General features: G+C 70.5%; 27 protein-coding genes and 1 pseudogene. 8 read left to right on the forward strand and 20 right to left on the reverse strand.

Annotated elements, in window-relative coordinates; genetic code table 11:
• The first annotated feature begins 17 nt into the window (after positions 1-17).
• A complete protein-coding gene (locus B2363_RS04700) occupies positions 18-641 on the forward strand; it encodes an L-threonylcarbamoyladenylate synthase (protein ID WP_286928780.1) in 624 nt (207 codons plus the stop codon).
• On the opposite strand, the gene B2363_RS04705 is transcribed toward B2363_RS04700, so the two are convergent.
• The 7 genes from B2363_RS04705 to B2363_RS04735 form a co-directional block, all read right to left on the reverse strand.
• Entirely contained in the window at positions 601-1,185 is a 585-nt protein-coding gene (locus B2363_RS04705; RefSeq protein ID WP_286928781.1) for a DUF1992 domain-containing protein, read from the reverse strand. The two genes, B2363_RS04700 and B2363_RS04705, sit on opposite strands and share 41 nt — an antisense overlap.
• A gap of 4 nt (positions 1,186-1,189) precedes the next feature.
• On the reverse strand, positions 1,190-1,432 hold the full coding sequence (locus B2363_RS04710) for a superinfection immunity protein (protein ID WP_206680006.1): 243 nt from the start codon (positions 1,430-1,432) through the stop codon (positions 1,190-1,192).
• A 9-nt stretch (positions 1,433-1,441) separates the two neighbouring features.
• Complete coding sequence (locus B2363_RS04715; RefSeq protein WP_286928783.1) at positions 1,442-1,729, reverse strand: DUF1905 domain-containing protein; 288 nt, start codon at positions 1,727-1,729, stop codon at positions 1,442-1,444.
• A 25-nt stretch (positions 1,730-1,754) separates the two neighbouring features.
• Positions 1,755-2,456, reverse strand: a complete 702-nt coding sequence (locus B2363_RS04720) for an anti-sigma factor (protein ID WP_286928785.1) — start codon at positions 2,454-2,456, stop codon at positions 1,755-1,757.
• On the reverse strand, positions 2,453-3,043 hold the full coding sequence (gene sigK / locus B2363_RS04725) for an ECF RNA polymerase sigma factor SigK (protein WP_181755750.1): 591 nt from the start codon (positions 3,041-3,043) through the stop codon (positions 2,453-2,455). Before sigK ends, B2363_RS04720 begins: the two co-directional genes overlap by 4 nt.
• 24 nt (positions 3,044-3,067) lie before the next feature.
• Entirely contained in the window at positions 3,068-3,685 is a 618-nt protein-coding gene (locus B2363_RS04730) for a fasciclin domain-containing protein (protein ID WP_286928786.1), read from the reverse strand.
• A gap of 69 nt (positions 3,686-3,754) precedes the next feature.
• Complete coding sequence (locus B2363_RS04735; protein WP_286928787.1) at positions 3,755-5,263, reverse strand: molybdopterin-dependent oxidoreductase; 1,509 nt, start codon at positions 5,261-5,263, stop codon at positions 3,755-3,757.
• A gap of 130 nt (positions 5,264-5,393) precedes the next feature.
• Between B2363_RS04735 and B2363_RS04740 the strand changes: the two genes are divergently transcribed.
• Positions 5,394-5,918, forward strand: a complete 525-nt coding sequence (locus B2363_RS04740) for a polymer-forming cytoskeletal protein (RefSeq protein WP_286928788.1) — start codon at positions 5,394-5,396, stop codon at positions 5,916-5,918.
• Positions 5,919-5,986: 68 nt separating this feature from the next.
• Here the strand turns inward: B2363_RS04740 and B2363_RS04745 are convergent, their stop codons facing one another.
• From B2363_RS04745 to B2363_RS04755, 3 genes are all read right to left on the reverse strand, one after another.
• Complete coding sequence (locus B2363_RS04745) at positions 5,987-6,193, reverse strand: hypothetical protein (protein WP_181755746.1); 207 nt, start codon at positions 6,191-6,193, stop codon at positions 5,987-5,989.
• Positions 6,194-6,295: 102 nt separating this feature from the next.
• The gene (locus tag B2363_RS04750; protein WP_286928789.1) at positions 6,296-7,114 is read right to left on the reverse strand and encodes a DUF1206 domain-containing protein; all 819 of its coding nucleotides are present in this window, start codon (positions 7,112-7,114) and stop codon (positions 6,296-6,298) included.
• Positions 7,115-7,170: 56 nt separating this feature from the next.
• Complete coding sequence (locus B2363_RS04755) at positions 7,171-7,740, reverse strand: TetR/AcrR family transcriptional regulator (RefSeq protein WP_286928790.1); 570 nt, start codon at positions 7,738-7,740, stop codon at positions 7,171-7,173.
• Positions 7,741-7,815: 75 nt separating this feature from the next.
• Here B2363_RS04755 and B2363_RS04760 point away from each other — a divergent pair, with 75 nt between their 5' ends.
• From B2363_RS04760 to B2363_RS04770, 3 genes are all read left to right on the forward strand, one after another.
• Positions 7,816-8,385 (forward strand): dihydrofolate reductase family protein, encoded by a 570-nt coding sequence (locus tag B2363_RS04760; protein ID WP_286928792.1) that lies wholly within the window; start codon positions 7,816-7,818, stop codon positions 8,383-8,385.
• 114 nt (positions 8,386-8,499) lie between these two features.
• Positions 8,500-8,952 carry an OsmC family protein gene (locus B2363_RS04765; protein WP_286928794.1) on the forward strand — a complete coding sequence of 151 codons (453 nt, stop codon included), beginning with the start codon at positions 8,500-8,502 and terminating at the stop codon, positions 8,950-8,952.
• Entirely contained in the window at positions 8,952-9,335 is a 384-nt protein-coding gene (locus B2363_RS04770; RefSeq protein WP_286928795.1) for a hypothetical protein, read from the forward strand. Before B2363_RS04765 ends, B2363_RS04770 begins: the two co-directional genes overlap by 1 nt.
• Here B2363_RS04770 and B2363_RS04775 read toward each other — a convergent pair.
• Together B2363_RS04775 and B2363_RS04780 are read right to left on the reverse strand one after the other, a co-directional pair.
• Positions 9,332-9,895, reverse strand: coding sequence for a GNAT family N-acetyltransferase (locus B2363_RS04775; protein ID WP_286928796.1), 564 nt, complete (start codon positions 9,893-9,895; stop codon positions 9,332-9,334). The genes B2363_RS04770 and B2363_RS04775 overlap by 4 nt on opposite strands.
• Positions 9,892-10,296, reverse strand: coding sequence for a VOC family protein (locus B2363_RS04780; RefSeq protein ID WP_286928797.1), 405 nt, complete (start codon positions 10,294-10,296; stop codon positions 9,892-9,894). The genes B2363_RS04775 and B2363_RS04780 overlap by 4 nt, the downstream gene beginning before the upstream one ends.
• 19 nt (positions 10,297-10,315) lie before the next feature.
• On the opposite strand from B2363_RS04780, the gene B2363_RS04785 reads away from it, so the two are divergent.
• Complete coding sequence (locus tag B2363_RS04785) at positions 10,316-11,044, forward strand: VOC family protein (protein ID WP_286928799.1); 729 nt, start codon at positions 10,316-10,318, stop codon at positions 11,042-11,044.
• On the opposite strand, the gene B2363_RS04790 is transcribed toward B2363_RS04785, so the two are convergent.
• From B2363_RS04790 to B2363_RS04805, 4 genes are all read right to left on the reverse strand, one after another.
• Positions 11,027-11,884 carry an alpha/beta fold hydrolase gene (locus tag B2363_RS04790; RefSeq protein ID WP_286928801.1) on the reverse strand — a complete coding sequence of 286 codons (858 nt, stop codon included), beginning with the start codon at positions 11,882-11,884 and terminating at the stop codon, positions 11,027-11,029. The genes B2363_RS04785 and B2363_RS04790 overlap by 18 nt on opposite strands.
• A 27-nt stretch (positions 11,885-11,911) precedes the next feature.
• Positions 11,912-12,823, reverse strand: a complete 912-nt coding sequence (locus B2363_RS04795; protein WP_286928802.1) for a GNAT family N-acetyltransferase — start codon at positions 12,821-12,823, stop codon at positions 11,912-11,914.
• 74 nt (positions 12,824-12,897) lie between these two features.
• A complete protein-coding gene (locus tag B2363_RS04800) occupies positions 12,898-14,100 on the reverse strand; it encodes an MFS transporter (protein ID WP_286928804.1) in 1,203 nt (400 codons plus the stop codon).
• A 58-nt stretch (positions 14,101-14,158) separates the two neighbouring features.
• The gene (locus tag B2363_RS04805) at positions 14,159-16,513 is read right to left on the reverse strand and encodes an excinuclease ABC subunit UvrA (protein WP_286928806.1); all 2,355 of its coding nucleotides are present in this window, start codon (positions 16,511-16,513) and stop codon (positions 14,159-14,161) included.
• A 152-nt stretch (positions 16,514-16,665) separates the two neighbouring features.
• Here B2363_RS04805 and B2363_RS04810 point away from each other — a divergent pair, with 152 nt between their 5' ends.
• Entirely contained in the window at positions 16,666-17,091 is a 426-nt protein-coding gene (locus tag B2363_RS04810) for a YciI family protein (protein WP_286928807.1), read from the forward strand.
• Between the two features lies 1 nt (position 17,092).
• Positions 17,093-18,336 (forward strand): annotated as a pseudogene (locus B2363_RS04815) (RNA polymerase sigma factor).
• A gap of 10 nt (positions 18,337-18,346) precedes the next feature.
• On the opposite strand, the gene B2363_RS04820 reads toward B2363_RS04815, so the two are convergent.
• The 4 genes from B2363_RS04820 to B2363_RS04835 are packed head-to-tail and all read right to left on the reverse strand — an operon-like array spanning position 18,347 to position 20,921.
• The gene (locus B2363_RS04820; protein WP_286928808.1) at positions 18,347-19,000 is read right to left on the reverse strand and encodes a 4a-hydroxytetrahydrobiopterin dehydratase; all 654 of its coding nucleotides are present in this window, start codon (positions 18,998-19,000) and stop codon (positions 18,347-18,349) included.
• Between the two features lie 26 nt (positions 19,001-19,026).
• The gene (locus tag B2363_RS04825; RefSeq protein ID WP_286928810.1) at positions 19,027-20,046 is read right to left on the reverse strand and encodes an LLM class flavin-dependent oxidoreductase; all 1,020 of its coding nucleotides are present in this window, start codon (positions 20,044-20,046) and stop codon (positions 19,027-19,029) included.
• 45 nt (positions 20,047-20,091) lie between these two features.
• A complete protein-coding gene (locus B2363_RS04830) occupies positions 20,092-20,316 on the reverse strand; it encodes a helix-turn-helix domain-containing protein (RefSeq protein WP_181755731.1) in 225 nt (74 codons plus the stop codon).
• Entirely contained in the window at positions 20,316-20,921 is a 606-nt protein-coding gene (locus tag B2363_RS04835) for a DUF2975 domain-containing protein (protein ID WP_286928811.1), read from the reverse strand. Before B2363_RS04835 ends, B2363_RS04830 begins: the two co-directional genes overlap by 1 nt.
• Between the last annotated feature and the right edge of the window lie 82 nt (positions 20,922-21,003).

Raw genomic sequence — 21,003 nt, forward strand, 5'->3', positions numbered from 1 at the left:
ACGCCTAAGGTGGCGACATGGTTCGCTATCTCGACATTCATCCCGTCGACCCGCAGCAACGCACCGTCCAACAAGCGGTCGCGTTGCTGCGGGGAGGCGGGATGATCGCTTATCCCACCGATTCGGGCTACGCCCTCGGCGCGCAGGTCGGCAACGCCGAGGCCCTGCAGCGCATCCGGTCCATCCGTGACCTCGACGACAAGCACCACTTCACCCTCGTCTGCCGCGACTTCGCCCAGCTGGGCCAGTTCGTCCACGTGGACAACGCCGTGTTCCGCGCCATCAAGGCCGCGACCCCCGGCCCCTACACCTTCATCCTCCCCGGCACCCTCGAGGTGCCCAAGCGCCTGCTGCAGGCGAAGAAGAAGACCGTCGGCGTCCGGATCTCCGACCACCGGATCACCCGGGCCCTCGTCGAGGAGCTCGGCGAGCCGATCCTGAGCTCGACGCTGATCCTGCCCGGTGAAACCGAGGCGATGACCCAGGCCTGGCAGATCGGCGAGGAGCTGGGCGACCGCGTGGACGCCATCGTCGACTCCGGCGAGGAGGTCATCCCGCAGCCCACCACGGTCGTCGACCTCTCCGAGGGCTACGCCGAGGTCATCCGCGTCGGCGCAGGCGATCCCACGCCCTTCGAATAGGTCCCGGTCCGGCCGGGTCCTCCGGGGGCTGTGCGAGGCGCTCGCGGGCCCGGGCCGCGCGCCGCTCATGCCAGGCGGCCGCCTCGACCTCGATGTCGCGCAGCGCGGTGACCACCGGCGGGCCGCCCTGCAGCTGGCGTCGTGCGGCGACGATCCGGCGGTTGAACTCCTCCACGGCCTCGCGCACCGCCCGCTCCGACCTGAGCCCGTCGAGCTCGTCGCGCAGCACGGCGTCGTCCTTGCGCAACTGGAGCGCCTCGGGCAGCACGCCCGTGATGTTCTCGCGCTCGATGAACCGCTTCAGCCACCAGTCGGGCTCGGCCGCGGTGTCGATGTGGGGGAGAGGCTTCCCGGCGAGCGGCAGGTCGTCGAACTCGCCGCGCGCCATCGCGGCGCGGATCTGCTGGTCGACCCAGAGGGTCTGGTCCTCCGGACGCCGTCGGGGCGGGGGAGGGGAGTCGTCCTCGGACTCGTCCGTACCCGCCGTGTCAGCGTCCGGTTCCAGGCGGTACCGGGCGGCGCGGCGGCGGGCGTCGTCGTTCATCGGCTCAGCGGGGGTTCCTGATCCCCAGCACCTGGTGCGACGTGCAGGCCATGACGAGCGCGATGATCCAGCCCACGACCGTCCATCCCAACAGCAGGTTGAGCCAGAAGATGGCGCCGGTGTTGGACTTGCCGCGCGTGGCGGCGATCGCCCACGGCAACATGTAGCCGGCCGTGGCGATGGCGATGATCCAGCCGAACACCGTCTGGAACGGTCGGCCGCGCTGGTCGGTGATCAGGTCGTTCACGGTCCCAGCCTACGACTGAACGGCCAGTGCCACGAGGATTCGATCGCCCTCCGAGCATCCAGCGGCCTGCCGGACCGACTTCTTGATCGGCAGGATGAACGAGCGCAGCTCCTTGCTGGGGAAGACCGAGGTGCTCCAGGTCTGGGACCCCACGGTCACCTCGACCTTGACCGAGCCGAACCCGGCACGCACGGGAGTGCGGTCGTCGATGTCGTCGGCCACGTCCTCCGGCAGCGTGACGAAGTGCCACGCCCCGTCCTCGCGCCAGCGCCAGAGCGTCGCCTCGAACTCGTACACGGCACGAGCCTGCCCGATGACGGTGTCAGAAGGCGAACAGGGCGATCGGGTCGCTGGTCGGCTCTGTCGTGTCCGGGTCCTCCTCGACCGTCACGCCCGCGGCGGACGCCGTGAGCGCATCGCCCTCGAGCAGGACCGTGTTGTCCGGCCCCTCGGGCATCGTCGCGGCCTTGACCATCTCGTCGCCCTGCTGGAGCCAGACCACGTAGGAGTGACCCTCCGGGGCCGCGGGCATGTCGTGCGTGACGAGCACGGCGCGCTTCTCGGCGGCGGAGCGCACGACGGTGGCGCTCGCGCCGTCGTCGAACGTCTGGGTCACCCGCTGTGCCTGCGGGTCATCGAGGACACGGTCGGTCGCGGTGACGACCTGCGAGGTCTCGTCGTTCCAGGGCTGCGTGATCGCGACGCCGACACCGGCGGCCAGGACCACGGCGGACGCGGCGGCCACGAGCAGCAGGCGAGGGTCGAAGCGGGGCCGGCGGGAACGCCTAACCGGCTCGGGGGGCAGCTGACGCACCTCGGTGATGGCGGCGAGCACGGACTGGCGCAGCGCCGGGGGCGGCTCCTCCAGGCTGAGCTCGGTCAGCACGGCCGCCGTCTCGCGGAGGCTGGCCACCTCGGCCTGGCAGGCCTCGCAGCCGGCCATGTGCCGTTCGAAGCTCTCACGCTCGGCGTCGGTGACGGCGTCGAGAGCATAGGCGCCGGACAGCGCGTGCACGTCGCTCATCTTTCTGCTCCCATCGCGTCACGAAGTCTGATCAGGCCGTCCCGGATGCGGGACTTCGCCGTGCCCACGGGCACGTCCAGCATCGTGGCGACCTCGGTGTGTGTACAACCTCTGAAGTAGGCCAGGTCGATGGCCTCCCTCTGCGTCTCGGTGAGGCCGGCCAGGGCCCGGCGGACGCGCTGGGCGTCCAACCGGGCCTCGACCATCTCACTCGTCGAATCATGCGCCACCGCGACGTCCCGCAGGACGTGCTGCGTGTCGCGTGCCGTGGCGGCCTCCGCGCTGCGGACCCGATCCACCGCCCGGCGGTGCGCGATCGTCATGAGCCAGCTCAGGGCGGACCCGCGAGCGGGGTCGAACCGTGCTGCCTGCCGCCACACCTCGAGGTAGACCTCCTGCGTGACCTCCTCGCTCTGGGCGCGGTCCCGCACGATCCGCCGGACGAGTCCGTGGATGCGCGCGGAGGTCTCGTCGTACAGCGTGGCGAAGGCGGCTTCGTCGCCGCGTCCGCACCGCCTCAGGGTGTCGGCCAGCGCCTCGGGCGGCGACTCTTCGCCGCCCGAGGGCACTGCTCGCAGGTGGTTCACCGGAGTTGTCCCGTCAGTCGCAGGTCAGGGCATCAGGACGGAGTCGACGACGTAGACCTTGGCGTTCGCCGTGTCGACGTTGCCGCAGATCACGGCCGCCTCGCCCACGGTGAACTCCTCGCCGGAACCCTCCACGGTGATCGTGTCACCCGCGAGGGTCTCGTGCTCGCCGGCCACGTCCTCGGGCGCCAGCTGGCCCTCGACGACGTGGTGCGTCAGCACCTTGGTCAGCGCGTCCTTGTCGGCCAGCAGGGCGTCCAGGTCGGCGGCGGGGATCTTGGCGAACGCGTCGTCGGTCGGCGCGAACACCGTCAGGGCCTCGGCGCTGTTCAGCGTGTCCACGAGGTCGGCGGCGGTGACGGCCTTGACCAGCGTGGTGAGCAGGGGGTTGTTGGACGCGGCGGTCGCGACCGGGTCGTCGGCCATGCCGTCGACGGAGCCCTCACCCTCGGTGGGGACGGCGGAGCAGCCGGGGCCGAACGGGCCGGTCATCGCCTCGGCGGCCATCGACTCGGACGCGGAGGGCGTCGTCGACTCGCTGCTGCTGGAGTCGTCGCCACTGCTGCTGCAGGCGGCCAGACCGACGCACATGAAGGCGGCGGCAGCGGCGGCTGCGGTACGGCGGGGGAGCAAGCGGTTCATGATCGTGCCTCTCATTGGGTGACGAAGTTGTCAGTCATTCGGTGCCGGGGCGCATCCGGATGGGTCGATTCATGTGACCTGGACCACGATCTGCTGGTATCCGCTGGAACCGTCGGGAAAAGGCGCCGCTCGCTTCTCGGTCTGGACCTCCCCGTCGAGGCTCTTGGCACGCACGGTGAGCGTGTGGCGGCCGGGCTCGGCGTCCCAGAGCAGGTACCACTGGCGCCAGTAGTCGACGCCGGCATCGGGGCCGAACTCCGCGGGCTCCCAGTCGCCGTCGTCCACCTTGACCTCGACGGCGCCCACGCCGCGACCCTGAGCCCACGCGACGCCGCCAACGACGACGCGACCCGCGCCGACGGGTTTCAGCGCGGCGGGCGTGTCGATGCGCGACGAGATCTTGATCGGCCCGTCGATGGCCCAGTCGCGGTCGGTCCAGTAGGCCGACTTCTTCTCGTAGGTCGTGACGGTGAGCCGTGTGAGCCACTTCGTGGCGCCGACGTACCCGTAGAGCCCCGGAGTCACCAGGCGGGCCGGGAAGCCGTGGTCGCGGGGGAGCGCCTCACCGTTCATGGCGACCGCCACGATCATGTCCCGGCCGTCCTGGGCGGCCGCCAGGGGAGTGCTGATCGTGAAGCCGTCGACGGCCGTGCTCAGGATCTGGTCGGCACCGGCCCGCACCCCCGCCCGCTCGAGCAGATCGGACACCCGGACCCCCAACCAGCGGGCCGCACCGACGTACGGGCCGCCGACCTCGTTGGAGACGCATGTCAGGGTGATGTCGCACTCGACGAGCGGGAGCTCGAGCAGCTCGTCGAAGGTCAGCTCGTAGGGTCGGTCGACCATGCCGTCGATCCGCAGGGTCCAGGTCTCGTGGTCGACCACGGGGACCGTCAGGTTGATGTCGACCCGGTAGAAGTCGTCGCGGTCCGTGCGGAACGACGAGATGCCGCGGTACTGCGCCTCGAGTCCACGGGGGAGGGGCGGCAGGGGCTTGCGAGCGCGAGGGAACACGATGTTGGTGACGTCGCGGGCGCGCACCGTGAGCCACTGGCCCACCGATCCGACGACCACCGCGGCACCCACGATCGCTCCGGTCCCGATCAGGAGGCGTCGTCGGCCGGGGCCGTCCGCGACCTCGTCGGGCTCGTCGGGCCCAGGGGAGAGCCAGCGCAGGACGACGATGGCGACGATCGCGGTCACGGCGGCTGGCAGCACGTCGACGGGGCGAGCCGCGGGGCGGGCCAGCGCGGCCCAGCCCGCAGCGGCCACGAGGCCGAGCACGACGGCGGCGCCGGCGATGAACGACCGGCGGGCCAGCAGGCCGCCGAGCGCCGCGAGCAGCAGTGTCACGACGAGCACCGTTCCGAGCAGGATCGGCTTGTCGGCGGTGCCGAACCGCTCGATGGCGAACTGCTTGAGGGCTGTCGGTGTCCGGTCGATCACCGCGCTCCCGACGGAGAGCACGGGGGAGGCGGCCGGCGCGATCAGTGCGGCGGCGAGGTGCCCGGCGGCGAGCCCCGCCAGGGCTGCGGTCAGCCCCGAGGTGACTCCCGAGACGGCTTCGTGGCGATTCATGGAAGGGGTTCGTTGCGGAGCGCCGAACGGATGGGACCCGAACATGAGAGCACTCTCATGTTTCGTTCACCTCCGGCTCACTTCGGCTCTGCACGATGGGGTCATCACGTACCGAACGAAGGAGCGCACGATGAAGACCAAGACCCTCGCCCTCGCCCTGACCGGCGGCGTCCTGCTGGCCGGACTGCCCGCGATGGCCTCCGCGGATGACGACGACAACCGCAACATCAGCCGCAAGGGCAGCTTCACGGTGAAGAAGAACCGCGACATCGACGGCAACATCAGCATCCGCAAGGGCAACCTCGTGGTCAACGGCGACGTCGACGGGAACCTCACGGTGCGCCACGGCAACATCATCATCCGAGGTGACGTGGACGGCAACGTCCGCCAGCTCGGTCGCGGCTCCGTCACGGTCACGCCCTCCGGCTCCGTCGACGGCAACATCACCGAGCGCGACAGCGGCAACCTGACCGTCGCGGGCGACGTGGACGGCACGGTCACCGAACTCCACAGCGGCCACGTCCGCATCTACCGCGCGGCGGAGATCGACGGCAGCGTCCGTGAGCGCGGCGCCGGCCACCTGCTGATCTGGCGTGGCGCGGACGTCGAGGGCTCGCTCAGCGAGGGTGGCGCTGGTCGCCTCGTGCGCCGCTGACCGACCTCAGCCCGGAACGGCCCCTGGAGCACCCGCTCCGGGGGCCGTCCGCGTCTCGGGAGGGTCACTCACCCGGAGGCCGGCTTGAGCCGTGCGGCGGGCAGCCACCCGGTGTGGACGACACCGTCCGGCGAGGCCCACGTGCACAGCGCCTCCCAGCCCTTCACCACGGGTCGCCACTCCACGAGCACCCCGGGATACACCGCGGGCGCGTGCTGGACGGTCGACAGGTTGACCCAGACGTGCTGGGGCCGGATGCGAGGCGGGGGAGTCACGGCCGGAGGGTCCAGCGCCGACAAGCGGTCGCCGTACCTCCGGTTGTGACCCATGGGACCACTGTAGAACGGGTGTTCGACGTACGGCCCGTTTGGGCTGTATCAGCGGTCGATGTGGCGTGCCCATGCGAAGCAGAACAGGCCGAACGCCGCGAAACCGGCGCCGACGAGGGCGATCACGACGGGCCCGAACGGCTGGTCCAGCACGGTGAGCAGCGCCTCGTCGATGCCGCCGGACTTGTCCGGCTCGTGGGTGATCGCGGCGTAGCCGAAGAGCGCGGCGACGCCCAGGACCGCGGCACCCTTGGCGACGTAGCCGATCTTGCCCAGCCAGACGTAGGCCGAGCCGACGCGGCCGCTGGCGCCGCCGGCCTCGATGTCCTTGAGGAAGCGCTCGGTCAGACCCTTGTAGATGAGGTAGACACCGACGGCGGCGATCCCGAGGGCCACGAGCCCCACGAGCGCCTGGCCGAGGGGAAGGTCCATCAGCTTGGCGCTGAACGACGCGGTGCCGTCCTTCTTCGAGGAGCTCGACCCGGTGACGACCTTGAAGGCGCTGAACGCGATGACGGCGTACAGGACCGCCTTGCCCAGGCTCGTCACCCGCTTGCGCAGTCGCTTCGGGTCGTCCTCCTGGCGGTGTCCCACGGCGGCCTCGATCGCCTGCCACACCGCGAGCAGCACCATGCCGAGGCCCACGGCCCACACGATCGGCTCGCCGAAGGGCTGCTGGGCGAGCTCACGGACGGCCCCGGTGCTGTCGGCCTTGTTCTCGCGGTCGCCGAACGCGAGCTGGAGGGTGAGCCAGCCCATCATCAGGTGCACGATGCCGAACGCCACCAGTCCGGCACGTGCCACGTAGTCCAGCGCGGGATGGTCGTCCACCGCGCGCGCGGTGGATTTGGCTGATCGGGGGGTCATGGGCCGAGCCTAGGGCGTCAGGGGCGGTGCGGCCCGTTCACGACGACCGCGCTCGTTCAGCCGCCGAGGATCCGACGCGCGAGGGTCTCGACGAGCGCGTCGACGTCTGCCGTCTCGTCGAGCGGGACGGTCAGCCGGTCGAACACCAAGCCGTCGATCGCGTAGTGGAACAGGGCGATGTCCGAAGCGTCACCGGGCAGGCCCATGGACGTGTTGAACTCGACGTCGGCGGCCAGGCCGTCGCGGCGCCAGCTCGTCAGCGCCTCGGCCACATGGGGGCGGCGCGTGGCCTCCAGGCGCAGCTCGAACAGCGCGATCATGACGTCGGACTCCGCCGTCAGCCGGTGGACGATGTCCTTCAGGTAGTCCGTGAACAGGTCGATGCCCGGGGTGCGCCGCGCGAGCTCCGCGTGGATCTCGGGATCGGGGGAGAGGCGCTCGCCGATGCGCACGAGGATCGCGGCGATGATGTCGTCGCGCGAGGCGAAGTAGTTCGACGCCGTGCCCTTCGGCACGCCGGCCTCGAGGTCGATCGCCCGGTGCGTCAGGCCTCGGGAGCCCTGCTGCGCGAGGACGCTCACGGCGGCGTCGGCCAGGAGCGTGCGGCGCTCGACATTGCGGACCATGGCCTCAGGGTATCGCTACCACGACGGGCGTCGTGGTACGTTTCAACCACAACATCCGTAGTGAATGGAGAGATGATGCGCGAGCTCGTCTACTACGTCGCCGTCTCGATCGACGGCTTCATCGCCGAACCCGACGGTGCCTTCGACGCCTTCCCGGTGACCGGCGATCACGCCGCCGTCCTCACGAGCGACTTCGCGGACGCCGTTCCGTCGGGATTCCTCGAGGCGCTCGGGATCGCGCCGCCACGCACCCGGTTCGACACGGTGATCCAGGGGAGCAGGAGCTACCAGATCGCCCTCGACGAGGGCATTCAGAACCCGTACGCCCACCTGCGCGAGTACGTGGCGACCCGCTCCGGGGCCACGCCGCCGGACGGCGTCACCTACACGGCCGACGCGCTGGCCACGATCCGGGAGCTGAAGCAGGAGGACGGCCTGGGCATCTACCTGTGCGGTGGCGGCGAGCTCGCCGGCTCGCTGCTGTCCGAGATCGATCGACTGGTGCTCAAGCGGTATCCGATCGTCCTCGGTGACGGCATCCGCCTGTTCGGCGGCGCCGACCCGACGGTCGCGCCGTTCGACCTCGTCAGCACGCGACGGTTCGAGTCCGGCCTGGTGATCGAGGAGTACCTGCGGTCCACGTGAGGGGAGCCTGCCTCTTCCGCGGGCCGCCTCGTGCATAACTGACATAATGTGCATTATCGGACAATCGTGCAGAGCGACGACAGATCTGTCGGAGCGTGTTCCTACGGTCGTTCCATGTCCACTCACGAGTACTCCACGCGCCTGGCGTGGAATGGGTCCACGGGCGACGGCTACCGGGCGTACGACCGGACGCACGACGTCGAGCTCGCCGGCGGAACGCTGCCGGTGAGCGCCGATGCCTCGTTCCGCGGCGACGCCAGCATGACGAACCCCGAGCAGCTGCTGCTCGCCGCTGCCAGCTCGTGCCAGCTGCTGTCGTTCCTGGCGGTCGCCGCGCTGGCCGAGATCGAGGTCCTGGCCTACGAGGACGACGCGACCGCCGTGATGCCGCAGGCCGCAGCGTCCATGCGCATCACCGAGGTCGTGCTGCGACCCCGGATCACGGCCCGCGCCACGGACGAGGCCACCGTGGAGCGGCTGGTCGAGGCGGCGCACCGGCACTGCTTCATCGCCAACACCCTGAACGCCACCGTCCGCATCGAGCCCACGATCGAGCTGGTCGCGTGATGCGCGACATCGCCATCGTGGCCCGTGACGGTGCGGCATCGCTGGAGCGCATCGGTGCGGTCCTGGGTGCCGCCGGCGTCGACCTCCTCGGCGGCGGAATGTGGGAGCGGACGGCGCACTACCTCGTCGCGGATGCTGACGCGGCCGCCCGTGCCCTGGCGGAAGCTGACATCGACGTGATCGCGGTCAGCGAGGTGCTGCTGGTCCCCCTCGAGGCCGACGTCCCCGGCGCGCTCGGACGACTCATGCGACAGCTCGACGTCGCCGGCGTCCGGCTCGACGTCCAGTACACCGATCACGACGGACGCAAGGTCCTCGTCGTCGACGATCGTTCCCGCGCCGCCCGCGCCCTGGGGCTGGCCGACGGACCCGACCCTGCCTAGCCTGCCGGCCGCTCGAAGATCGTCTCCAGCCCGTCCACGTCGTCCCACTGCTCGCCGACCTCGCGGAAGCCGTACTGGTCGAGCAGAGCCCTGGATGCGAGGTTGTCCGGAGTGACCGTCGCGCGGACGACGTGTACCCCTGGATGGGCGTTCGCGATCGTCAGCATCACCTGCAGGGCCGACCGTGCGTAGCCACGCCGACGGCGCGTCGGATCGATCCGGTAACCGATCTCGACCATGCCGCGCTGGTCCGGCGCTCCGTGGAAGCCGGCCACGCCGGCGACGTCGCCGGAGCGACCATCGACGATCAGGCGGGTCACCCACGCGTGGTCGTCGGGACTCGCGAGGAGTTGCGCACTGCGTATCTTCCAGAGCCAGAGACAGTCGGGTCCCGTGACGTACGGACCGAGCTCCAGCTCGGCGAGCCGCTCGGCCGACTCACCGTCGCCGCGCGCCAGCGCGTCCAGCACGGGCAACGGGATCCGTACGAGGCTCACCTGCCGCGGTGACGACCCGGGATCCGTCCACGTCGCCTCGATCGACGTCAGGTCGCCCGTCATCCCTCGTCGACCAGGGCCGACCACAGGTGGCCGTCGGGATCGGCGAACGTACCGGTGTAGCCCCAGGGCTGCCGGGTTGCCTCGGTGACGATCTCGGCGCCCGCGGATCGCGCCCGCTGCAGCAGCGCGTCGACGTCGGACTCCGATCGCACCGACAGCGTGAACACGCACTCGTGCTGCCCCGCGGCCGCCACGGGACGGCCGCCGATCGCCCACCCGAATCCCCCGGTCGGCACCAGCATCACGCTCACCGTCTCCGACAGTGCGAGCTGCAGGGGCTCCGGGACGCCGTCGTCGGCCAGCTCGCCCGGCGCCTCGAATCCCAGGACGTCGCGGTAGAAGTCGCGCGACGTCGGACGGTCGGCAATGGGCAGGCCGATGACGATGCTGTGCGGAGTCATGAGGTCTAGCGTGGCACTCATGAGCAGTCGACTGGAAGCCCTTGTCATCGACGCCAGCGAGCCGGCGAGGCTCGCCACCTTCTGGGGCCGGGTCCTCGACCGTGAGGTCGTCGACACCCACGACGAGGGGGTGCTCACGCTGCCCTCCCCCGACGCCCTCGGGTTCGCCATCGACATCCAGCCCACGCGGCACCCCAAGACCCTCCCCAACCGGATGCACTTCGACCTCACGAGCGCGTCGTTCGACGACCAGGAGGCGATGGTCGCGCGCGCCGTGGAGCTCGGTGCCCGTCACCTCGACATCGGCCAGGGCGCGGACGCCGAGCACGTCGTCCTCGAGGATCCGGAGGGCAACGAGTTCTGCGTCATCGAGCCCGGCAACAAGTTCCTGGCCGGCTGCGGCACGATCGGCGCCCTGTCGTGCGACGGCACCCGCGAGGTCGGACTGTTCTGGCAGGCGGCCCTGGACTGGCTGCTCGTGTGGGACGAGGACGAGGAGACGGCGATCCAGTCACCTCACGGCGGCACCAAGATCTCGTGGGGTGGTCCCCCGCTGCTGGAGAAGCCACCCAAGAACCGCTGGCACTTCGACCTGCGCCCGACGGGCGACCAGCAGGCCGAGGTCGAGCGACTCGAGCGACTCGGCGCGACCCGCACCGACATCGGTCAGGGCACGGTGGACTGGGTGGTCATGCGCGATCCCGACGACAACGAGTTCTGCGTCCTGTCCTCAGCCAGCCGCAGGTGAGGTCGTGGCGATGAACCGGGCCAGGACGTCGGCGAAGCGGTCGGGGTCGTCGAGGTGCGGGAAGTGCCCGGCGCCCTCGAACAGCTCGACCTGACAGCCCGGCACCGACTCCTGGGCCTTGATCGCGTGCCAGGCGGGGATCATCCGGTCCCTGCTCCCCCAGACCAGCAGCACCGGGATCGGGCCCACGTCCCCGAGGTGGTCGTGCGCGCTGACCGTCTGGCCGCCGGGGTCGACCACCGCACGGGTCGTCGCCAGGAACGCCTTGCGGCTCTCCTTGTCGCCGAGCGACGTGAAGCCGCGCCAGATGGCGCCGACGTCGGCGCCGGGCTTCCAGCCGATCCTGGCCGCAGCGCGCCCGGCGGACTCCACCTTGCCGAGCACCCAGCCGGAGGCGACGACGCTCAGCACGTGTTCCGCGCCCGGCAGCGTCGCGGCGCGCAGCAGCGGGCTCACCTCGCGGCCGAGCCCGCCGCTGGCCACGAGGACGAGACGCTCGACCCGATCGGGGAACAGGTAGTAGAACTGCATCGCGATGCCACCGCCGAGCGAGTGGCCCACCACCGTGACGGTGTCGACACCGAGCCGGTCGAGCAGGTCACGCAGCGTCGCCGCGTGCGAGCTCAGCGAGTAGTCCCCCATCGGCTTCGCCGAGGCGCCGTGCCCGAAGAGGTCCGGGACGATCACCCGCTGGGTGTCGTCGATCCGGTTCACGAGGTGCACCCAGTTGTGCTGGGAGCCCAGGATCCCGTGGATGAACAGGACCACGGGTCCGTCGCCCCGGTCGAGGTACGACAGCTCGTGGCCGTGCAGGACCATCGTCCGCGCTGAGGTGGACACGGGCAGCCTCCTGATCCTCGTCGGGTGTTACTCCACGGTAGCCCCGCCGGGGGTCTCCCGCGGCCCGACCGGCTTGACCCACCGGCTCCACTCCCCCTGCGGCGCATGACCCGCCGCTCGCCAGACCGCGGCTCCTGCCTCGTTCCCGTCCAGGACCATCGCGTCGAGACGGCTCGCGCCGAGATCGATGAGTCGCTCCTCGGCGTGCCGCAGCAGCCGCCGCGCGATGCCGCGTCCCCTCACGTCCCTCCCGACCGCGAGTCGGTAGAGATGCGCCCGCCAGCCGTCCCAGCCCGCGATCACGGTGCCGACGATCCGGTCATCCACATCGGCCACGATCAGCGCCGCGGGATCGCGCGCGAGCAGCCGCTCCACCGCCACCTCGGAGTCCTGGGGACGCGACGCGTTCTCCGCCGATCCTGACCAGAACTCCAGCAGCTCCCCCACGTCGGCGGGTCGTGCCTGACGCACCACGAGATCACCGTCGACGATCGTCAGCGGCTGCTCGGCGAACGTCGGTGCCTCGAAGCCCTCCACCTGAGCTCGCACGACCTCGTCGGTGAGCCGGTAGTCGTCCGGACCGGTGTCCCGCCGCTGACGGACGCGGTCCAACGCTGTCGACATGTCGACCGGCAGGTGGACGGTCTCAGCCGCGACACCGAGTTCCGCGACGAGCCCGCGGTAGGCGTCCCGCAGCGCGCGCGTCGCGAACGAGAGGTCGACCACCACGTCACGGCCGGCGCGCACTGCCTCGGCGAGGCGGGCTTCCAGCTCGTCCTCGATCCCGGGCAACAGCTCGGGCGGCGCCGGCAGCGCCCTCACGCCGCGGCGCCACGTCTCGACGTCGAAGCACAGGCGAACCCAGCCGTCGGCCTCGAGGCGGCGGGCGTACATGGACTTGCCCGACCCGGCCACGCCGCACAGGAGGATCACGGCCACGGGCGTCGGGTCCTGTCTGCCGGGAACATGACAAGGGGAAGGCGTTCGTCCTTCCCTTCTCAACGTACCGCTCGTCAGTCGGTCGAGCCGAACTTCCGCAGCACCGCGGCCAGTGCCGAGAGCGTCACGACGACCCCGCCGTAGACCATCGCGGTGGGCGTGAGACCGAACTCACCGACCGCGAACCCCGCGATGACCGCCGGCACGCCGAAGGCGACGTAGCTCGCCACGAAGACGGCGGCGAACAGCTCGCCCCGGCGTTCGGGCGGTGCCAACGGCGTGACCGAGCGCATGATGCCCATGAAGGAGGCCCCGAAGCCCGTGCCCGCGAACACGGCGGCCGCGAGGAACCAGGGCAGGCTGCCGGCGGCGAGGGCCACGAGGGTGAGGGCCGTGCCGACCGCGAGGGTGGTGGTGCCGTACAGCGTGATGCGACGGCCGGTCCACCCACGGGCGACGAAGCACATCGCGGCGCCCGCGCCGTTGATCGCGGTGATGGCCAGACCTTGCATGACGTGGCTGTCGCCGCCGAGCTCCTGGGCGACCAACGGGGCGCCGAGCGAGAGGTAGAAGCCGCTCGTGGCCCACCCGGCGACGAGGGCGGGAAGCGCCCGGAGGAAGGCGGCGCGGGCCTCGGGAGGCACGCCGACGTTCGGTCGGAGCGAGGCCCAGACACCCGATCGCCGGGCCGACGTCTCGGGCGCCACCCACACCAGGAGCGCCATCAGCACGAACACGCCGGTGAGCACGCCGAAGATCGCGGTGAACGGATCCTCGTCCACGTACTCGAGGACGAGACCCGCGATCAGGCCTCCCGCGGCGAGTCCGGCCAGCGGCGTGACCGAGTTCGCGATCGCGCCCCAGCCCGGGTGGCTCACGGGCTCGAGGTCGACGACCGCCGCGGACATCGAGGACATCAGGAGGCCGGCGCCGAATCCCTGGACGATGCGTGCGGTGATGAGAAGACCGACGCTCTCGGCCTGCCAGAACGCGGTCATGCTGACCGCCAGGACGAGGAGTCCGGCGGTCATGACCGGCCGCCGGCCGAGGTGGTCCGACAGGGATCCGGTGAGCAGCAGCGTCACCAGCATCGACACGGCGTAGACCGCGAAGATCAGCGTCATCGTGACCGAGGAGAAGCCGATGCGCTCCTGCAGCACCGGGTAGAACGGTGAGGGAGCGCTGGCGCCGATCAGGAAGACCGTCAGTGCGACCAGGACGACGACGAAGCCCACCTGACGGCGGACCGGGGTCCGTTCGGTGGGAAGCGCTCGCATGATGAGGCCGAGTGTAGGACAGGTCACACCTGGCCCCAGCAGCCCCACCTTCCGACGATCAGGAGCCGACGTAGGCCGCCAGGTGCTCTCCGGTGAGCGTGGGGCGCTGGGCCACGAGGTCGGCCGGGGTGCCCTCGAAGACGACCCGGCCACCGTCGTGACCGGCGCCCGGACCCAGATCGATGATCCAGTCAGCGTGCGCCATCACGGCCTGGTGGTGCTCGATCACGATGACGGACTTGCCTGCCTCGACGAGGCGGTCGAGCAGGCCGAGCAGCTGCTGGACATCGGCGAGGTGCAGGCCGGAGGTGGGCTCGTCGAGGACGTAGGTGCCGCCCTTCTCCCCCATGTGCGTGGCCAGCTTGATCCGCTGGCGCTCGCCGCCGGACAGGGTGGACAGCGGCTGGCCCAGTGTGAGGTAGCCCAGGCCCACGTCCTCGAGGCGGGCGAGGATCCTCGCGGCGGCGGCGACGTTGACGCCGTCCTTGGCGAAGAACGCGTGCGCCTCGGCCACCGGCATCGCCAGCACCTCGCTGATGTCGCGCCCACCCAGCTTGTACTCGAGCACGGCGGCGTCGAAGCGACGGCCCTCGCACACCTCGCACGGCGACTCCACGGTGGCCAGGATGCCGAGGTCGGTGAAGACGACGCCGACGCCGTTGCAGTTCGGGCAGGCTCCCTCGGAGTTGGCCGAGAAGAGCGCGGGCTTGACGCCGTTCTCCTTCGCGAACGCCTTGCGGATCGGATCGAGCAGGCCGGTGTAGGTGGCGGGATTGCTGCGTCGCGACCCGCGGATCGCGCCCTGGTCGATCGCGACGACATCGTCGTTCCTGGCGACCGAGCCGTGGATGAGCGAGCTCTTGCCCGACCCGGCGACGCCCGTGACGACCACGAGGACGCCGAGCGGGATGTCGACGTCGACGTCCTGCAGGTTGTGCGAGTTCGCACCGCGCACCTCGAGCTGGCCCGTGGGGGTGCGCACCGAGTCCTTGAGGGAGGCCCGGTCGTCGATGTGGCGCCCCGTGACGGTGTCACTCGCGCGCAGGCCGTCGAAGGTGCCCTCGAACATGATCTGGCCACCGCCGCTGCCGGCCGCTGGACCGAGGTCGACGACGTGGTCGGCGATCGCGATGGCCTCGGGCTTGTGCTCGACCACCAGGACGGTGTTGCCCTTGTCGCGCAGCTGCAGCAGCAGCTCGTTCATCCGGTCGATGTCGTGCGGGTGCAGCCCCACCGTGGGCTCGTCGAACACGTACGTCACGTCGGTGAGCGACGATCCGAGGTGTCGGATCATCTTGGTGCGCTGGGCCTCGCCGCCGGACAACGTGCCCGCCGGCCGGTCGAGCGACAGGTAGCCCAGGCCGATCTGGACGAACGAGTCGAGCGTGTCGCCCAGCACCGACAGCAGCGGCGCCACCGACGGCTCGTCGAGCTCGCGCACCCAGGCCGCGAGGTCGGTGATCTGCATGGCGCAGGCGTCGGCGATGCTGATGCCCTTGACCTTGGAGGACCGTGCGCCCTCGTTCAGGCGCGTGCCGTCGCACTCGGGACAGGTCTGGAATGTGATCGCCCGGTCGACGAACGCGCGGATGTGCGGCTGCATCGCCTCGCGGTCCTTCGACAGCATCGACTTCTGGATCTTCGGGATCAGCCCCTCGAACGTGATGTTGACGCCCTCGACCTTGATCTTGGTCGGCTCCTTGTAGAGCAGGGCGTCGAGCTGCTTCTTCGTGAAGTCCTTGATCGGCTTGTCACCGGGGAAGAAGTCTCCGTTGCGGTAGATCCGGCCGTACCAGCCCTCCATCGAGTAGCCCGGGATCGTCAGCGCGCCCTCGGCGAGCGACTTCGTCTCGTCGTAGAGGGCGGTGAGGTCGAAGTCCGACACCGCTCCCCTGCCCTCGCAGCGCGGGCACATGCCACCGGTGATCGAGAACTCGCGACGCTCCTTCACCGTGCGGCCGCCGGTCTCGAACGAGACGGCGCCGGCGCCGCTGACGGACGCCACGTTGAAGGAGAACGCCTGGGGCGAGCCGACGTGGGGCTCGCCGAGGCGGCTGAACAGGATCCGGAGCATGGCGTTCGCGTCGGTGGCCGTGCCGACCGTGGAGCGCGGATCGGAGCCCATGCGCTCCTGGTCGACGAGGATCGCGGTGGTGAGACCGTCGAGGACGTCGACGTCGGGACGGGCCATCGTGGGCATGAAGCCCTGCACGAACGAGCTGTAGGTCTCGTTGATCAGGCGCTGGGACTCCGCGGCGATGGTGCCGAAGACCAAGGAGCTCTTGCCCGAGCCCGAGACGCCGGTGAACACCGTGAGGCGCCGCTTCGGCAGCTCGACGCTGACATCCTTGAGGTTGTTGACCCTGGCGCCGTGGACGCGGATCAGGTCGTGCGTGTCGGCCGGATGACTCATGCGGAAGGTCCTCTCCTGTTCCCTCGCAGAACCTATACCGTGGCCCGGACGAGATTCGACGAACTTTTTCGTGAAGGCTGTCGATCTCGGCCGACGCCGTTCGACGTCAGGGTGAGAGGACGCAAGGTGCGTCCGGTGAGAGGACCGAAATCATGAGGAAGTACATGCTGATCATGCGGACCACCGACGAGGCCCTCGCGGCGTCGAAGGAGATGGACTTCGAGGAGATCATCAACGCGATGGGCGCGTACAACGAGGCGCTCATGAACGCGGGCGTGATGGCCGGGGGCGACGGCCTCTCCGACCCGTCGGAGGGCTTCGTGGTGGACTTCTCCGCCGAGGAGCCGATCGTCACGGACGGTCCCTACGGCGAGACGCACGAGCTGTTCAACGGCTTCTGGGTCCTGCAGGTCGCCTCGCGCGAGGAGGCCGTCGAGTGGGCCAAGCGCTGCCCGCTGGGCCCCGGGTCGAAGCTGGAGGTGCGTCGCATCACCGACGAGTCCGACTTCGAGGACTTCGCCGACAACGAGTACGTGCAGAAGGAGGCCGGCTGGCGCGAGCAGCTCGGCAACGCCTGACATGGACGATCTCGCCGCGACCCTCGATGCCGTCTGGCGCATCGAGGGCCCGCGGGTCGTCGCCACCTTGGCTCGCGTGACCGGCGATCTCTCCGAGGCCGAGGACCTGGCCCAGGACGCGGTCGCCGAGGCATTGCGCGTGTGGCCCGAGTCGGGCGTGCCGCGCAACCCCGGTGCCTGGCTCACCACGGTGGCCCGGCGCCGGGCGGTCGACGGCTGGCGGCGCAGGGCGGCGCTCGACGAGCGTCACCGGACGATGGCCCACCAGCTCGACCAGGAGGACGACGCGGCGTGGGAGCCGATCGAGGACGACCTGCTGCGCCTCGTCTTCACCGCCTGTCACCCCGTGCTCGCGCGGGAGGCCCAGGTCGCACTGACCCTGCGCGTCGTGGCCGGACTCTCCACCACGGAGATCGCGCGCCTGCTGCTGTCCACCGTCCCGGCGGTCCAGCAGCGCATCGTCCGAGCCAAGCGGACCCTCAGCGAGGCGCGTGTGCCGTTCGAGGTGCCCGACCACACCGAGTGGTCCACCCGGCTCTCGGCGGTGCTCACCGTGATCTACCTGCTCTACACCGAGGGCTACGCCGCGAGTGCCGGCGACCGCTGGGTCCGCCGCGACCTCGCCCAGGAGGCGCTGCGCCTGGGCCGCGTCGTCAGCCGCCTGCTCCCCCGCGAGCCCGAGATCATGGCCTCGTCGCGCTGATGGAGCTGCAGTCGTCGCGCTTCGCGGCTCGCACGGACCGCCTCGGGGATCCGGTGACGCTCGCCCACCAGGACCGCCGGCTCTGGGACCGGTCGCAGATCGCCCGAGGCGTCGAGGCGCTCGAGCGGGTCGACGACCTGGGCCGCGGCCGGGGGCCCTACGCGTTGCAGGCCGCCATCGCGGCGTGCCACGCCACAGCGCCGTCGTTCGCCGCCACGGACTGGGAGCGGATCCTCGTGCTCTACGACGCGCTCGCCGCGCTCGTCCCCGGACCCGTCGTCCGGCTGAACCGCGCCGCGGCGCTCTCGATGACCGAGGGCGGCCTGGAGCCCGCGCTGGCCGAGATCGACCGGATCGACGCCGAGGGCACGCTCGCGCGCAGCCACCTCGTCGCCAGCACGCGCGCCGATCTGCTGCTGAGGCTCGGCCGCACCGCCGAGGCACGCGGCCAGTTCATCGCGGCGGCCGAGCTCGCGGGCAACGACCTCGAGCGGGCCTGGCTGCAGGCGCGCGCCGCGTCGCTGGAGTTCGGCCCCTCCTGATCAGGTCCGGTCAGCCACGGTCCATCACGGTGCAGAGGCAGGCCTTGTTGCCCTCGACGTCCTCCAGCACGACGAAGGACGGCGACTCCGAATCGTCGAAGACGCGCCCGCCCGCGGCCACGCCGGCCTCGATCCGGGACGGCAGCTGGCCCACCGGGATCCAGATGTCGAGGTGGAAGCACATCGGCGGGACCTCGGTGCGCTCCTCGGTGGGCTGGAACCACAGCAGCGGCACCTGGCCCGTGTCGTCGGTGACCTGCTCACCGTCGTAGGCGTTCGCGTCGCCCGTCAGCATCGCGGCCCAGAACGGGCCGATGGCGTCCTTGTCCTGGGCGTTGAGCGCGATCTCGACGATGGCCAGGCGCGCCGGGTCGGACTCGAACCCTCGCTCCCCCGCCAGGTCGCTGATCGTGCGCGCGAGGTCGAGGTCGCGGTCGGTGATCCCACCGGAGTCGTGACTGATCAGCGTGATGTCGACGTGCGTGTAGGTGAGCTTCACGTCCGGGTGGTGGTTCGCCGCCTCGGCCGCGGCACCGATGTCCACGACGAACTCCAGGCCCTGCGCGAAGTCGCCGGTGCGGAACCGGGCGTGCAGGCTGTGGACGAGGGGGCGCCAGTCATCCAGGCCGGCGGCGATGATCGTCGGGACGTCGAGCGTGCTCATGAGGACAGCATCGACCCGGGTCGCGATCAGCGCCAGCCCAGTGCCGGAGCCACGCGCGTCAGCAGGCTCTCGATCACGTGGGCGTTGTAGTCGACCCCGAGCTGGTTCGGGACGGTGAGCAGCAGCGTGTCGGCAGCCGCGATCGCCTCGTCCTCGGCGAGCTCCTTCACCAGCACGTCGGGCTCGGCCGCGTAGGAGCGGCCGAAGCGCGCCGAGCCGCCGTCGAGGAAGCCGACCTGGTCGGTGCTGCGCGACTCGTGCCCGAAGTAGGCCCGGTCGCGGTCGGACACCAGCGGGAAGATGCTGCGGCTGACCGAGACGCGGGGCTCGCGCTCGTGACCGGCCGCCTTCCACGCGTCGCGGAAGCGCTGGATCTGCTCGGCCTGGAGCTGGTGGAACGGCACGCCCGTGTCCTCGGTGAGCAGCGTCGAGCTCATCAGGTTCATGCCCTGCTCGGCGGTCCACTCGGCGGTCGCGCGCGAGCCGGCGCCCCACCAGATGCGGTCGCGCAGCCCGGGCGAGTGCGGCTCCAGCGGGAGCGGGCCCGGAGGGTTCGGGAACATCGGCCGCGGGTTCGGCTCGGCGAAGCCCTCCCCCTTGAGCACCTCCATGAGCACCTGCGTGTGGCCGCGGGCCATGTCGGCGTCGCTCATGCCCTCGGGCGGCTCGAAGCCGAAGTACCGGTAGCCGGCGACGACCTGCTCCGGTGATCCCCGGCTGATGCCCAGCTGGAGCCTGCCGCCGGAGATGAGGTCGGCGGCGGCGGCGTTCTCGGCGAAATACAGCGGGTTCTCGTACCGCATGTCGATGACGCCGGTGCCCAGCTCGATGCGGCTCGTGCGAGCGGCCGCGGCGGCGAGCAGCGGGAAGGGCGAGGCCAGCTGGCGGGCGAAGTGGTGCACGCGGAAGTAGGCCCCGTCAGCGCCCAGCTCCTCGGCTGCGACGGCGAGGTCGATCGACTGCAGGAGCGTGTCCCGGGCCGAGCGGGTCGCCGACTGGGGCGAGTCGGACCAGTGCCCGAACGACAGGAAGCCGATGTTCTTCATGTCGGGGTCAACGCTGCGCGGCGCCAATCATTCCGCGATGAGCTGTCATTCCGCGATGACCAGCAGGTCCCCGATCTCGCAATCGAGAGCCTCGCAGATCGCGGTGAGGGTGGTGAACCGGATCGCGCGGGCGCGGTCGTTCTTCAGCACCGACAGGTTGACCACCGTGACGCCGACGATCTCGGCCAGCCGAGTGAGGGTCATTCCCCGGTCCGCCAGCAGCTCGTCGAGCCGGCAGTGCACCCGGTGCTCGTCGTCCTCCGGTGGCATCAGATCAGACCCTCGGCGTCCCGCTGCATCCGCTCCCCCGCGTGGAACGCCGCGGCAAGGCTGCCCACGACGATCGCGATGAAGAGGTACATCAGGGAGAACTGCATCGTCACGGAGACGTCGGCCGCCTGGGGCGAGACCGTGGCCAGCGCTCCATTGCTGGCCATGGTCCTGGCCAGGGAGCTCAGCATCCAGCCACCGACGATCAGCAACGACGTCGCGGTGACCAGTCGGGTGTTGGTCCGGCTGAAGAACACGCCCCCGGCGAGGTTCCGGCACAGCCAGGAGATGCACACCATGACGCCGATGACGGCCAGGGCCGGGACGACCACGGCGGCGATCGCCGAGACGTAGCTGGCCGGTGCCAGGTCCGAGACGCGGATCGTGGCATGGTCCAGGTCGACGCGCACCGGCTCGGTCAGCCCGGTGATCCCGATCGGCTGCTGCTGGCTCTCGAAGTAGACCTCGACCGGGACGTCGCGGTTCGGCAGGATCTCCACGACCCGGCGCGCCGCGTCGATCGCCGTGCCCACGATGACCGCGGCCGCGAGGGCCACGGCGAGCCACAGGTCCGAACGGGTGGCGGTGCCGAAGGGCGCTTTCATGAAAGACCTCGCATCATATCGTTTGTCGATGTTATCGAAACACGATATGTGAGCCGCGTCAAACCTCCGGCGCCCCACGGCC

Source organism: Aeromicrobium sp. UBA7512 (genome assembly GCF_002476985.1).
Taxonomy (GTDB): domain Bacteria; phylum Actinomycetota; class Actinomycetes; order Propionibacteriales; family Nocardioidaceae; genus Aeromicrobium; species Aeromicrobium phoceense.

Coding starts and splice junctions, on each gene's coding strand:
- B2363_RS04700 (WP_286928780.1), top strand. CDS start 18: ATGGTTCGCTATCTCGACATTCATCCCGTCGACCCGCAGCAACGCACC.
- B2363_RS04705 (WP_286928781.1), bottom strand. CDS start 1,185: ATGAACGACGACGCCCGCCGCCGCGCCGCCCGGTACCGCCTGGAACCG.
- B2363_RS04720 (WP_286928785.1), bottom strand. CDS start 2,456: ATGAGCGACGTGCACGCGCTGTCCGGCGCCTATGCTCTCGACGCCGTC.
- B2363_RS04730 (WP_286928786.1), bottom strand. CDS start 3,685: ATGAACCGCTTGCTCCCCCGCCGTACCGCAGCCGCCGCTGCCGCCGCC.
- B2363_RS04735 (WP_286928787.1), bottom strand. CDS start 5,263: ATGAATCGCCACGAAGCCGTCTCGGGAGTCACCTCGGGGCTGACCGCA.
- B2363_RS04740 (WP_286928788.1), top strand. CDS start 5,394: ATGAAGACCAAGACCCTCGCCCTCGCCCTGACCGGCGGCGTCCTGCTG.
- B2363_RS04750 (WP_286928789.1), bottom strand. CDS start 7,114: ATGACCCCCCGATCAGCCAAATCCACCGCGCGCGCGGTGGACGACCAT.
- B2363_RS04755 (WP_286928790.1), bottom strand. CDS start 7,740: ATGGTCCGCAATGTCGAGCGCCGCACGCTCCTGGCCGACGCCGCCGTG.
- B2363_RS04760 (WP_286928792.1), top strand. CDS start 7,816: ATGCGCGAGCTCGTCTACTACGTCGCCGTCTCGATCGACGGCTTCATC.
- B2363_RS04765 (WP_286928794.1), top strand. CDS start 8,500: ATGTCCACTCACGAGTACTCCACGCGCCTGGCGTGGAATGGGTCCACG.
- B2363_RS04770 (WP_286928795.1), top strand. CDS start 8,952: ATGCGCGACATCGCCATCGTGGCCCGTGACGGTGCGGCATCGCTGGAG.
- B2363_RS04775 (WP_286928796.1), bottom strand. CDS start 9,895: ATGACGGGCGACCTGACGTCGATCGAGGCGACGTGGACGGATCCCGGG.
- B2363_RS04780 (WP_286928797.1), bottom strand. CDS start 10,296: ATGACTCCGCACAGCATCGTCATCGGCCTGCCCATTGCCGACCGTCCG.
- B2363_RS04785 (WP_286928799.1), top strand. CDS start 10,316: ATGAGCAGTCGACTGGAAGCCCTTGTCATCGACGCCAGCGAGCCGGCG.
- B2363_RS04800 (WP_286928804.1), bottom strand. CDS start 14,100: ATGCGAGCGCTTCCCACCGAACGGACCCCGGTCCGCCGTCAGGTGGGC.
- B2363_RS04805 (WP_286928806.1), bottom strand. CDS start 16,513: ATGAGTCATCCGGCCGACACGCACGACCTGATCCGCGTCCACGGCGCC.
- B2363_RS04810 (WP_286928807.1), top strand. CDS start 16,666: ATGAGGAAGTACATGCTGATCATGCGGACCACCGACGAGGCCCTCGCG.
- B2363_RS04820 (WP_286928808.1), bottom strand. CDS start 19,000: ATGAGCACGCTCGACGTCCCGACGATCATCGCCGCCGGCCTGGATGAC.
- B2363_RS04825 (WP_286928810.1), bottom strand. CDS start 20,046: ATGAAGAACATCGGCTTCCTGTCGTTCGGGCACTGGTCCGACTCGCCC.
- B2363_RS04830 (WP_181755731.1), bottom strand. CDS start 20,316: ATGCCACCGGAGGACGACGAGCACCGGGTGCACTGCCGGCTCGACGAG.
- B2363_RS04835 (WP_286928811.1), bottom strand. CDS start 20,921: ATGAAAGCGCCCTTCGGCACCGCCACCCGTTCGGACCTGTGGCTCGCC.